At 63.1% G+C, this 13,251-nt stretch carries 7 protein-coding genes; 3 read left to right on the forward strand and 4 right to left on the reverse strand.

From position 1 onward, the window contains the following. Positions 1 to 14: 14 nt before the first annotated feature. The 3 genes from ACWHVV_RS13710 (at position 15) to glgB (ending at position 7,658) form a co-directional block, all read left to right on the forward strand. On the forward strand, positions 15 to 2,021 hold the full coding sequence (locus ACWHVV_RS13710) for an alpha-1,4-glucan--maltose-1-phosphate maltosyltransferase (protein WP_447926736.1): 2,007 nt from the start codon (positions 15 to 17) through the stop codon (positions 2,019 to 2,021). Between the two features lie 65 nt (positions 2,022 to 2,086). Next, the gene (treS, locus tag ACWHVV_RS13715) at positions 2,087 to 5,431 is read left to right on the forward strand and encodes a maltose alpha-D-glucosyltransferase (RefSeq protein WP_447926737.1); all 3,345 of its coding nucleotides are present in this window, start codon (positions 2,087 to 2,089) and stop codon (positions 5,429 to 5,431) included. Further along, the gene (gene glgB, locus ACWHVV_RS13720) at positions 5,424 to 7,658 is read left to right on the forward strand and encodes a 1,4-alpha-glucan branching protein GlgB (RefSeq protein ID WP_447926738.1); all 2,235 of its coding nucleotides are present in this window, start codon (positions 5,424 to 5,426) and stop codon (positions 7,656 to 7,658) included. Before treS ends, glgB begins: the two co-directional genes overlap by 8 nt. A 61-nt stretch (positions 7,659 to 7,719) precedes the next feature. Here the strand turns inward: glgB and ACWHVV_RS13725 are convergent, their stop codons facing one another. From ACWHVV_RS13725 to argA, 4 genes are all read right to left on the reverse strand, one after another. After that, the gene (locus tag ACWHVV_RS13725) at positions 7,720 to 8,313 is read right to left on the reverse strand and encodes a GNAT family N-acetyltransferase (RefSeq protein ID WP_447926739.1); all 594 of its coding nucleotides are present in this window, start codon (positions 8,311 to 8,313) and stop codon (positions 7,720 to 7,722) included. An 84-nt stretch (positions 8,314 to 8,397) separates the two neighbouring features. Continuing rightward, positions 8,398 to 9,570 (reverse strand): serine hydrolase domain-containing protein, encoded by a 1,173-nt coding sequence (locus ACWHVV_RS13730; RefSeq protein WP_447926740.1) that lies wholly within the window; start codon positions 9,568 to 9,570, stop codon positions 8,398 to 8,400. 34 nt (positions 9,571 to 9,604) lie between these two features. After that, the gene (locus ACWHVV_RS13735; RefSeq protein ID WP_447926741.1) at positions 9,605 to 11,797 is read right to left on the reverse strand and encodes an OsmC domain/YcaO domain-containing protein; all 2,193 of its coding nucleotides are present in this window, start codon (positions 11,795 to 11,797) and stop codon (positions 9,605 to 9,607) included. A 98-nt stretch (positions 11,798 to 11,895) separates the two neighbouring features. Then, on the reverse strand, positions 11,896 to 13,209 hold the full coding sequence (argA, locus tag ACWHVV_RS13740) for an amino-acid N-acetyltransferase (RefSeq protein ID WP_447926742.1): 1,314 nt from the start codon (positions 13,207 to 13,209) through the stop codon (positions 11,896 to 11,898). Positions 13,210 to 13,251: the final 42 nt, after the last annotated feature.

A 13,251-nucleotide genomic window follows, 5' to 3' on the forward strand; every position in this document is an offset into this window, starting at 1 on the left:
AGGAGAGCTACGCTATGGCTTCGATACATCATGACGTCCCCCGCGAAAGCGATGCGCTGTCCCGGGCCGTTCACGCACCGCGCATCGCCATCGAGGCCGTCGCCCCGGCCCTGGAGGATGGCCGTTTCGCCGCCAAGGCCACCGTCGATGAGCCGGTGCGCGTCTCGGCGACTATCTTTGCCGACGGCCACGACGTGCTGGCCGCCGAAATCGGCTGGGTCGACGATCAGGGCCAGGAGCAGCGTGCCCCGATGCAGCTCGCCAAGCCCTTGGGGCTCGACCGCTGGGAGGGCCACTTCACCCCCACTCGGGTAGGCCGCCACGTCTTTTATATCGAAGCCTGGTGGGACGTTTTCGCCACCTACCGCTACGAGCTTTCCAAAAAGCACGCTGCCGGCGTGCCCATCGCCCTGGAGCTCGAGGAGGGCCGCCTGCTGCTCGAGCGCGCCGCCGCCCGGGCAAGCGCCCCGCTATGCCAAGCCCTCGAGCAGCGCCTGGACGCCTTGGCCCAGGCGGCGGACGAAGGCGCCCGGGTGGCGCTGCTGCTCGAACGCGATACCGCGCGGCTGATGAGCGATGCCGACCCGCGCCCCCACCTGACCCGCACCCATGCCGACTACCCTATGGAGGTGGAGCGCCTGCGGGCACGCTTCGCCAGCTGGTACGAGCTTTTTCCACGCTCGGAGACGCTGGATGCCGGCCGCCACGGCACGTTCAAGGATGTACACCGGCGCTTGCCGTTGATCCGCGACATGGGCTTCGATGTGCTCTACTTCCCGCCCATTCATCCTATCGGGCGAAAGCACCGCAAAGGGCCCAACAACAGCCTCGAGGCCGGCCCGACGGATCCAGGCAGCCCCTACGCGATCGGAAGCGACGAGGGCGGCCACGAGGCCATTCATCCGGAGCTTGGCAGCCGTGAGGATTTCCGCGAACTGGTGCGCGCAGCGAGCCTACACGGCCTGGAGATCGCGCTCGATTTCGCCATTCAGTGCTCCCCGGATCACCCCTGGCTTGCCGAGCATCCGGGTTGGTTCTCCTGGCGGCCCGACGGCACGATTCGCTACGCCGAGAACCCGCCCAAAAAGTATCAGGACATCGTCAACGTCGACTTCTACGCCGAGGACGCGGTGCCCGGGCTTTGGCGCGAGCTGCGTGACGTGGTCCAGGCGTGGGTCGATGAAGGAGTAAAAATCTTTCGCGTCGATAACCCGCACACCAAACCGCTGCCCTTTTGGGAGTGGCTGATCGCCGATATCCGCGCCCGCGACCCCGACGTGATGTTCCTGGCGGAAGCCTTTACTCGCCCAACCATGATGCTGCGCCTGGGCAAGCTTGGCTTCACCCAGAGCTATACCTACTTTACCTGGCGTCATACCAAGGCCGAACTGACCGAATATTTCACCGAGCTCAATGAAGCGCCGCTGCGTGACGGCTACCGTCCCAACTTCTTCGTCAATACGCCGGATATCAACCCCTACTTCCTGCAGTCGTCCGGACGTGCTGGCTTTTTGCAGCGTGCAGCGCTTGCCACCATGGGGTCGGGGCTTTGGGGCATGTATTCCGGGTTCGAGCTTTGTGAAGGCGCCCCGGTGCCCGGCAAGGAAGAGTATCTCGATTCCGAGAAGTACGAGATTCGCCCCCGGGATTACCAGGCGCCCGGCAATATCGTCTACGAGATTACTCAGCTCAACCGGATCCGGCGCGAAAATCCGGCCCTGCACACCCACCTGAACCTCGACGTTCAAAGCGTTCTTAACGACCGGGTGCTGCTTTTCAGCAAGCACACCGACGCGCTCGATAACGTCATTTTAGTGGCCGTCAATCTGGACCCGTTCGAACCTCAGGAGGGCGCCCTTGAACTGCCGCTGGCGTTACTCGGCCTGGCCGACGATGCCACCCTTCATGTCGAAGACCTGATGAGCGGCCGGCGCTGGACCTGGCAGGGCAAGTGGCAGTCGATTCGACTCGACCCCGCGGTGCTGCCGTTCGCCATCTGGCGCATCCGGGCGGCGGACTAGCCGTTTAAACGCCAAAGATTTCTTATTGATTTATACCTATTGAAGACAGCGGAGAGGGTAAGCCAATGATGGATGCCAGTAGCGAAACACACGCCGTCGAGGCGATGGATTTCCTCGATGACCCACTCTGGTACAAGGACGCCGTGATCTATCAGGTGCACGTCAAGTCGTTCTTTGACGCCAACGACGACGGCATCGGCGATTTTGAAGGTCTGATCCAGAAGCTCGACTATATCGTAAGCCTGGGCGTCAACACGATCTGGATACTGCCGTTCTACCCGTCGCCCCGGCGCGACGACGGCTACGATATCGCCGAATATACCGGCGTCAGCCCCGACTACGGCACGCTCGACGATGCCAAGCGCTTCATCGAACAGGCGCACCAGCGCGGGCTGCGCGTGATTACCGAGCTGGTCATCAACCATACTTCCGACCAGCACGAGTGGTTCCAGCGTGCGCGCAACGCCCCTGCCGGCTCGCCGGAGCGCGACTTCTACGTCTGGTCGGACACGGATCAAGCCTACCAAGGCACACGCATCATCTTTCTGGACACCGAATCCTCCAACTGGACCTGGGACCCGGTGGCCGGCGCCTACTTCTGGCACCGTTTCTACTCCCACCAGCCGGATCTCAACTTCGACAACCCCGTGGTACTCGACGAGATTCTCAAGGTCATGGCGTACTGGCTGGACCTGGGGGTCGACGGCCTGCGCCTCGATGCCATTCCTTATCTTGTCGAGCGCGAAGGCACCAATAACGAAAACCTGCCGGAAACCCACGTGGTGCTCAAGAAGATCCGTGCGGTGCTCGACGAGCGCTACCCGGACCGTATGCTGCTCGCCGAGGCCAACCAGTGGCCCGAGGACACCCGCCCTTATTTTGGCGATGGCGACGAGTGCCACATGGCGTTTCACTTCCCGCTGATGCCGCGCATGTACATGGCGCTGGCCCAGGAGGATCGCTTCCCGATCACCGACATCCTGCGCCAGACGCCGGACATTCCGGCCAACTGTCAGTGGGCGATTTTCTTGCGCAACCACGACGAGCTAACGCTTGAAATGGTGACCGACAAGGAGCGTGACTACCTGTGGAATCACTACGCCTCTGACCGCCGGGCGCGTATCAACCTGGGGATTCGGCGGCGCCTGGCACCGCTTTTACAACGTGACCGGCGGCGCATTGAGCTACTCAACAGCTTGCTGCTTTCAATGCCGGGTACGCCGGTGCTGTATTACGGCGACGAGATCGGCATGGGGGACAATATCTACCTGGGCGATCGTGACGGCGTACGCACACCGATGCAGTGGTCGGTCGACCGCAACGGCGGCTTCTCCCGCGCCGACCCGGCCCAACTGGTACTTCCCCCGGTCATGGACCCGCTCTACGGTTATCAGACCGTTAATGTCGAGGCCCAGACCCGCGATGCGCACTCGCTGCTCAACAACCAGCGCCGCCTGCTGGCGGTGCGCAGCCAGCACCGCGCTTTCAGCCGCGGCGCCATGCGCCCGCTCTATCCGGCCAACCGGCATATTCTCGCCTACCTGCGCGAGATGACCCTGGATAACGGCGAGTCCGAAACCCTGCTGTGCGTGGCCAACGTGGCCAGCACTGCCCAGGCGGTCGAGCTCGATCTTTCCGCTTTTGCAGGGCAAGTGCCGGTAGAGATGGTCGGCGGCAGCGCGTTTCCGCCGGTGGGCAGCTTGCCTTATCTGCTCACACTGCCACCCTACGGTTTCTTCTGGTTCCTGCTGGCCCCGGCAACCGCCATGCCCGCGTGGCATACGCCGGTACCCGCGCCGATGCCGGATTTTGTCACCCTGATCATCAAAAAGCGTCTCGAGGAGATTTTCGAAGGCGCCTCAAGGCAGCTTCTCGAGCGCGAGACCTTGCCGCACTACCTGACCAAGCGGCGCTGGTTTGCGGCCAAGCAGGCGCGCGTCGAGGCGATTCATCTGCACGCGCTTGCAAGTTTTGAGCACAGCGGCCATACCCTGCTACTCAGCGAGCTCGAGATCACCCATGCCCAGGGAAGCGAGCGCTATCAGCTACCGCTGGCGTTTCTGGCTGAGGATGAGCAGAGCAGTCCTCTTGCCCAACAGCTTGCCATGGCGCGGGTACGCCGCTTCCATGAAGTGGGTCTGCTCACCGATGCGCTGACGCTGGACGCCTTTACCCTGGCCGTTCTGGATGCCCTGCGCCAGTCCGTGGTATTGCCAAGCGCGAGAGGCGCTATCCACTTTCTGCCAACGCCGGCGCTTGTCGAGCTTTCGCTGCCCGAGCACCCGGAGATTGCCCAGCAGGGCGCCGAGCAGTCCAATAGCTCAGTGGTGATCAACCATCAACTGGTGCTCAAGCTGTTTCGTCGTCTGGAATCCGGCGTTCACCCGGAAGCCGAGATCGGCCGTTACCTGACCGAGCGGGGCTTTATCAACACCGCCCCGCTACTGGGGGAAGTGACCCAGGTCGATGAGCAGGGCACGCCGCAGACCCTGATGATTGTGCAAGGGTTTATCGATAACCAGGGCGATGCGTGGTCATGGACCCGCTCGACCCTCGAGCGCGCGATTCGCGAAGCCCTGGCGGACGAGCAGTCCCATGAACTCGTGAAGGATAAGGCACGTTACGGCGCGTTCGATGAGCTGGAAGCCTTTTCCGCTACCCTGGGCCAGCGCCTGGGCGAGCTGCATAGGGTGCTGGCGCTACCTACCGGTGACCCGGCGTTTGCCAGCGAAGTAGCCGGGCCCGCCCAGGTCACACACTGGAAAGAGCGCGTGACGCAGCGCGTCGAAGAAGCGCTGGCGCTGCTTGAACGGCACATGGGCGCCGCCGATGCTGCCGACCAGCAGCTTGCCGCAAGCGTTCTGGCCAAGCGTGACGAACTCCTCTCTTCCATCGACTACATGGCCGCGCTTGCCGAGGGAAGCCTCGTCACCCGTATCCATGGCGACCTGCATCTTGGCCAGGTACTGGTGGCCCACGACGATGCCTATATCATCGATTTCGAGGGTGAGCCGGCAAGGCCGCTTGAAGAGCGCCGCGCCAAGGACAGCCCGCTGCGCGATGTGGCCGGTATGCTGCGCTCCTTCGATTACGCCTACGCCAGGATCGAAGAGGCCCAGGGGGGCCACAGTGAAGCCGACAGCGCCGGCAAGGGTCATCAGGTGGTGGAGCAGTATCTGCTTAAAGGGCGCCAGGTGTTCTTGAATGCCTACTGGCAGGCCACGCTGGAGCTTCCCCACGCGTGGCAGAAAGCCAACGGCGCCGCGGCGGCCGTTGACCTGTTCGTGCTCGAAAAGACTGCCTACGAAATCGCCTACGAAGCCGCTAACCGCCCGACCTGGCTTGGCGTGCCGCTGCGCGGCCTGGCGGCCATTGTTAACCAGCTAAGTCCAGGAGAGCCCAATGAATGATGTTACGACTACCCGGCCCGTGCTGGATGACACGCTGCGGCTGAGTGAAGACGACGCCACTGCCCTGGTCGAAGGCACCCACCGCGATCCTTTTTCGGTATTGGGGATGCATACCGACGAACAGGGCGAATACCTGCGGGTCTACCTGCCCGGCGCTGTCGGGGTGGATGTGCTGGACCGGGATGGCGGCGTGCGCTGCTGCCTGACGGGCCTGCAGATCCCCGGCCTGTTCGCCGCGCGGCTGCCCCACGCCGCGCCCTATCAGTTGCACATCCGCTGGCCCCAGGGCGAGCAGATCACCGAGGACCCGTACAGCTTCGACCTGCTCCTGGGTGAGACGGATCTTTACCTGCTGGGCGAAGGCAACCATCGCAACCTGGGGCACTGCCTGGGCGCCCAGCCCATGACGGTAGAGGACATCCAGGGCGTGCGCTTTGCCGTCTGGGCGCCGAATGCCCGGCGGGTCTCGGTGGTGGGTCACTTCAACAGCTGGGATGGCCGGCGCCACGCAATGCGCCTGCGCCACCCAGCCGGGGTGTGGGAGCTTTTCATCCCACGCCTTGGCCCGGGGGAGGCGTACAAATACGAGATTCTGGAGGCCCATGGCGCGCTTGGCCTGCGCGCGGACCCGGTGGCGCTGGCCACCGAAGCCCCGCCCTCCACCGCCTCGGTGGTCGCCGACACCACGCCGTTTACCTGGCATGACGATGAGTGGATCGAAAAGCGGGAAAAGGCGCACGCGCCCTCTGCCCCCATGAGTATTTATGAGGTGCATGCCGCCTCCTGGCGCAAGCACGGTGGCGACAACGGCGAACTTTACAGCTGGCGGGACCTGGCCGAGCACCTGATCCCCTACGTGCTCGAGCTGGGCTTTACCCACGTGGAGCTGCTGCCCATCATGGAGCATCCTTTCGGCGGCTCCTGGGGTTACCAGCCGCTTGGCCAGTTTGCCCCCAGCGCCCGCTTTGGCACACCCGCCGACTTCGCCTACTTCGTCGATGCGTGCCATCGTGCCGGGCTTGGCGTGATTCTTGACTGGGTGCCGGCGCACTTCCCCACCGACCCCCACGGCCTGGCACGCTTTGACGGTACCGCCCTGTATGAGTACGAACACCCCTTTGAAGGGTTTCATCAGGACTGGAACACCTATATCTACAACCTGGGCCGACGGGAAGTGCACGGTTTCATGCTGGCCTCGGCGCTACATTGGCTGAAGCACTTTCATATCGATGCGCTGCGCGTGGATGCAGTGGCCTCCATGCTTTACCGCAACTACTCGCGCAACGAAGGCGAGTGGATCCCCAACCGCCACGGCGGCCAGGAGAATCTCGAGACCATCGATTTCCTGCGCCATCTCAACGATGTGGTCAGCGAAGAAGCGCCCGGTACCATCGTGATCGCCGAGGAGTCCACCGCTTGGCCGGGGGTGACCCAACCAACGGCGGAAGGCGGGCTGGGGTTTGCCTACAAGTGGAACATGGGCTGGATGCACGACACCTTGACCTATATCGCCAAGGACCCGATCTATCGCTCTCACGCCCATCATGAGATGACCTTTCCCATGGTGTACGCGTTCTCCGAGCACTACGTGCTGCCGATTTCCCACGACGAAGTGGTGCACGGCAAGGGCTCGCTGATCGGCAAGATGCCCGGCGACGAGTGGCAACAGTTCGCCAACCTGCGTGCCTATCTATCACTCATGTGGTCGCAGCCGGGCAAGAAGCTTTTGTTCATGGGCTGCGAGTTCGGCCAGTGGCGCGAGTGGAGCCACGACCGTGAGCTGGATTGGGCACTGCTGGATGAGCCACGACACGCCGGCATTCATCGCCTGGTGGGCGATCTCAACCGCCTCTACGCGACGCTCCCCGCCCTTCACGAGCAGGACAGCGAGCCGCGCGGCTTCACCTGGGTGATGAGCAACGACGAGACCCATAGCGTCTTCGCTTGGCTTCGCACCAGCGCCGGCGGCGAGCCGGTGCTGGTGGTGGCCAACATGACCCCCGTCCCCCACCACGGCTATCGTTTGGGCGTGCCGGTCGCGGGTCGCTGGGAAGAGCGGCTCAACAGCGACGCCGAGTGCTACGGCGGCTCCAACCTGGGCAACCTGGGCCATATCGTTGCCGATGATGCGCCGCTGCACGGCCAGAGCGCGAGCCTTGCACTCACCCTGCCGCCGCTGGCGGTACTAGTGCTGAGTCCGGCAGGGTCTGAGCGCGTTCGCACCTAAAATCGCGCTTGGCCCGATAAAGGCCTCGTTTGGCGGATAAAGCCAGCTCGGGGCCGATTCGTTACGCCGGCGCGAAGTGCGCCAGCTTGCTTTCGAGATGGCGGCGCACCGCCGGCCACTCGGCGGCGATGATCGAGTAGACCACGGTGTCGCGCAGCGAGCCATCCGGCATGATCTGGTGGGATCTCAATATGCCGTCCTGCTTGGCGCCCAGACGCTCGATGGCCGCGCGGGAGGCGTGGTTGAAAAAGTGGGTGCGAAACTCCGCGGCCACCGCATTCGATGCCTCGAACAGGTTGGCCAGCATCAACAACTTGCATTCGGTATTCACCGGCGTACGCCGCACGCTTTGGGCGTACCAGGTGTAGCCCAGCATCGCCCGGCGGTTGGCGGCATCGACCTCGTAGAACCGCGTGGTGCCGACGATGTCACCGCTGGCAATATGGCGCACGGCGTAGGCGAGGTTGCCCGCCGCCGCCGCGTCCATCCCGCGCTCCACGTAGGCGGCCATATCCTCCGGGTGGGGCACGCTTGCGTACCAGAGCTTCCAGGCCTCGCCGTCGCTGACCGCGCGCGCAAGCCCTTCGATATGACCGGCATTGAGTGGCTCGAGCACGATGTGCTGGCCTTCCAACTGCTGCTCCTTGATGAACACGAGCGCCTCCTTGGGATGAACGGGTGGGTTGAACTACCTGGCTTGCGCCTCGCCCAGCGGGCCAGGCGTTGCAACCGGATTACTCTACTCGCCGGCCAGGTGATCGCTCAGCGCGTGGAAGAATTCGGTGATCGGCACGATTTCCATGGCTTCCGCCTTGGGCTGGGCGCTGGTCATACTGATCACCATGTCGTTGTCCGGGTCGATGAAGATCCACTGGCCAAATATCCCCACCGCCGAAAACGCGCCCTCGCCTTCCGGCCACCAGGAGTAGCCGTATTCAATCTCTTCACCGCCGATCTCATGGGGCCTTGCCGACTCTGCGACCCAGCCTTCGGGCAGCACGTTGGGCGCGTTATATTCATCCAGCACGAACTGGCCAAAGCGAGCGTAGTCGGCAAGCGTGATCAAAAGCCCACTGCCGCCAATTTCCTGGCCGTCTTCGCTATCGAGCCACCACTTGGCATCCGTCTCCATGCCGTAATCGGCCCAGATTTTCTCGGACAGATATTCGGAGGCGCTTTTACCCACCGCGCCGTTGATGATCGCCGAGAGCAGCTGGGTTTCGCCGGTGCTGTAGTTCCACACCTCGCCGGGCGGCCCCGCCCGCTCTAAACCGCCCATGAAATCCAGCAGTGCACCGGGCTCTTGGGAGAGTTGGAGTTCGAGCATGTGGCGCCGCTCCGAGTTCGGGTCGGCGTAGGTTTCATCCCAGGCCACCCCGGAGGCCATGAGCAGAATATGCTCGACGCTGACATCGTCGTAGACACTGCCGACGAGTTCGGGCACGTAGGTGCTGACCGCGTCATCGAGGCTTTCGATATGGCCATCCTTGAGTGCGGCGCCGATCAGCGTCGAAGAGATCGACTTGGCGATCGACATCGACATCCAGGGGGTCTCGGCGCTGTTGCCGAGGGCGTACTGTTCGAACACCACGTCGTTGTCGTGCACCGCCATCAGGCCGCTCACCCGGTTGAGCGCCATGAAGTCATAAATATCGTAGGTGACGCCTTCATGGATCAGCGAGAAGTTCTCTAATGAGGCGTCGCGCTGGCCGAACTGATGCGGGGAGCTTGCCGCCTTCACCGTACGGGTCGGGAACAGCCGGTCGATATGGCGCGAAAGCGCCACCTGCTCATCGGGCATCATTTGGCCGCTGTAGAGCTTTCGCACCTCGCTTTGGCTCTGCTCGGCGCTTTGGGCGAAGCTCGCGCCGGAGACGAGCGTCAGGGCGGCAGCGATTGAAGTCAGGCTCATCGGTGTCATGGCATTTCCGGTCAGTTAATCAGGTTCAAGAGGCCCGACGCGCGCGGGCGGCGTGAAGTTTCTTGTAGCTTTCGATCAGGCGCTGGTGGCGCTCGAGACCGTCGAGCTGCAGGTTGGTCGGCGTGAGGCCATAAAAGCGTACATCGCCGGTTATCGACCCAACCACCGCCGCCATGGTCTCTTCGCCGAACATGCGGGTCAGATTGGGCAGGTAGTCGTCGCGTTCCAGCTCGTCGTCGAGCTCGATTTCGAGCACGGCGTTGAGGGCCTGGTAGAAGAGCCCGCGCTCGACGGTATTGTCGTTGTACTGCTGGAACATCTCCACGCAGTCCAGCGCCTCTTCGAAGCGGCCCAGCGCCAAAAAGATCAAAAGCTTGAGCTCCAAAATAGTGAGCTGGCCCCAGACCGTGTTCTCGTCGAACTCGATGCCGATCAGCGTGATGATATCGGCGTGATCGTCCATCTGGCTCTCTTCCAGACGCTCGACCAGATCCGTCAGCTGCGCGTCATCCAGGCGGTGCAGGTTGAGGATGTCCTCGCGGTAGTCCAGCGCCTTGTTGGTGTTGTCCCAGATGAGATCCTCGATGGGGTACACCTCGGAGTAGCCCGGCACCAGAATACGACACACCGGCGCGCCCAAATCTTCGTGCACCGCCATGTAGACTTCGGCGTCGAGCTCGGCAAAGATCGCGAGGAGCGTGTCGGCTTCTTGTTGCGAGGACCTGGTGCCGCCTTCAGAAAAGTCCCACTCGACGAACTCGAAGTTCGACTGGGCGCTGAAAAAGCGCCAGGACACCACGCCCACGGAGTCGATGAAGTGCTCGACGAAGTTGTTGGGCTCGGCCACGGTCTGGGAGTTGAAGGTCGGCAGCGGCAGATCATTGAGGCCTTCGAAACTGCGGCCCTGCAGAAGTTCGGTGAGGCTTCGCTCCAGCGCCACCTCGAAACGCGGGTGGGCGCCGAAAGAAGCGAACACGCCGCCGGTGCGCGGGTTCATCAATGTGACGCACATCACCGGGAACTGGCCGCCCATCGAGGCGTCCTTGACCAGCACCGGAAAGCCCTGGGCTTCGAGTGCGGCGATGCCTTCCTTGATGCCCGGATACTTCGCGATCACCTCTTGCGGCACGTCCGGCAGTGCCAGTTCCTGCTCCAGAATGTCGCGCTTGACCGCTCGCTCGAAAATCTCGGAAAGACACTGCACCTGGGCTTCTGCCAGGGTGTTGCCCGCGCTCATGCCGTTGCTTAAAAACAGGTTCTCGATCAAATTCGACGGGAAATAGACCGTCTCGCCGTCGCTTTGACGTGTAAAGGGCAAGGAGACGATGCCGCGATCCACGCGTCCGGAGTTGGTGTCATAAAGGTTCGAGCCGGCAAGCTCGCCTTCCGGGTTGTAGATCGCCAGGGTATGCGCGTCGAGGATCTCCTCGGGTAGCGCGTCGTCCGGGCCCGGCTGGAACCACTTTTCATTCGGATAATGAACGAACTCGCTGCCCGCGATCTCTTCGCCGAAGAACTGGTCGTTGTAGAAGAAGTTGCACGACAAACGCTCGATGAACTCACCAAGCGCCGAGCAGAGTGCGCTCTCTTTGGTCGCGCCCTTGCCATTGGTGAAGCACATGGGCGCGGCGGCGTCGCGAATGTGCAGCGACCAGACGTGGGGCACGATGTTGCGCCAGGAGGCGATCTCGATCTTCATGCCGAGATCACTGAGAATGCCGCTCATGCGGGCGATGGTCTGCTCCAGCGGCGCATCCTTGCCTTCGATGAACGTCTCGCCGCCTTCAGGGGCGCCCATCAGCAGGGCCTGGGCGTCCTCGTCGATGTTCTCGACCACCTCGATTTGAAACTCCGGGCCGGTCTGCACGACCTTTTTCACCGTGCAGCGGTCGATGGAGCGCAGCATGCCCTCGCGGTCTTTTTCGGAAATATCCTCGGGAAGCTCGACCTGGATCTTGAAGATCTGCTTGTAGCGGTTCTCCGGGTCGACGATGTTGTTCTGGGACAGGCGAATGTTGTCCGTGGGGATATTGCGCGCGTTGCAGTACACCTTCACGAAATACGCCGCGCACATGGCGGACGAGGCCAGAAAGTAATCGAACGGCCCCGGGGCGGAGCCGTCGCCCTTGTAGCGAATGGGCTGGTCGGAGACGACGCTAAAGTCGTCGAACTTCGCCTCGAGGCGCAGGTTATCGAGGTAGTTAACTTTGATTTCCATGGGGGGACGTCCGAATCAATGAGTGTGCCCTACTCGATTTACGAGGCTGGGCGATGGCGCCCATTATCCAGTTTTTCGTCCGCCCCGTCTTGCCTGCGTTAAGTGAGTGTTTTGATCAGCACCTTGGATTTGCGGGCGTGGTTGTAGGCGTCGCGCTTGAGCGGCGGCAGATCCTCGAGGCTTGCGCTCTGAAAGCCGCGCTCGACGAACCAGTGGGCGGTATGCGTGGTGAGCACGAAAATCGAGGCCAGCAGACGCCGGCGCGCGCGCTGCTCGGCGGCTTCGACCAGCCGCTCGCCGCGCTCGCCGCCGCGGTAGTTTTCGTGCACCGCCACGCAGGCCAGCTCGCCAATCGCCGCATCGGCAAAGATGTGCAGTGCCGCGCAGCCGATCACCATGCCGTCGCGCTCGATCACCTGGTAGTCGTCGATCTCGTGCTCGAGGCGCTCGCGGGAGCGCGCCACCAGCATGCCGCGCCGCTCAAGCGGTTCCAAAAGCTCTAAAAGCCCCCCCACGTCGTTAAGCGTCGCCGGGCGCAGTTGCTCGTAGTGCTGTTCGGTAATCATCGTGCCCACGCCATCCCGGGTGAAGAGCTCGCCCAGCAGCGCGTCCTGGTCGTGCCAGCAGAGCAGGTGGGTGCGCGCCACGCCCTTGCGCGCCGCGCTGCACGCCGCGCTCAAATGGCGGGCAAGCTCGCTTCCCGGCGCGGCGCTCTCGAAGCGCGGCGCGGCCTCGTCCGGGCTTAACTGGCGCAAAAGGCCGCCCTGCTCGTCCTTGAGCCCTTCGGAGTCGCCCAATAAAATCAGTTTGTCGGCATTGAGCGCGACCGCGGCGTGCTGGGCGATTTCCGAGGCGTCCAGGTCGAACACCTCGCCGGTGCTGGAAAACCCCAGCGGCGGCAACAACACCAGCGACCCCTGGGCCAAAAGCTCCTCGATGGCCCCGCCGCGCACCCGGCGCACCTCGCCGCTGTGATCGAAATCCACGCCCTCGCGCACGCCCAGGGGCTTGGCGGTGACCAGGTTGCCGGATACCACGCTCAGTTCCACGCCGTGCAGCGGCGAGCTTGGCAAACCAAGCGACAAGCGCGCCTCCAGCCAAAGCCGCTGGTGCGACGCCACCTGCTCCACCTGGGCCATCACCGCGCGGTCGGCGACCCAGCGCCCGCCCACGTGCACCGGTTCGACGCCGCTCTCTCTCAGCGCCTTTTGCACCTGGGGGCGCACACCGAACACCACCACCAGCCGAACGCCAAGAGTGTGCAAAAGCGCCAGGTCCTGGATCAGCTGCTCGCCGCGACTGGAGGCCATGGCATCGCCTTCGACCAGGATAACGAAGGTTCGCCCTCGGTGAGCGTTGATGTAGGGCGAGGCGTTGCGGAACCAGTCGACAAAGGGGAAGCGTGTATCCAAGGGGCCGCTCTCCGGCAGCAGGTGAATGGGAAACTTGCGTCA

This window comes from Vreelandella sp. EE27, assembly GCF_968206495.1.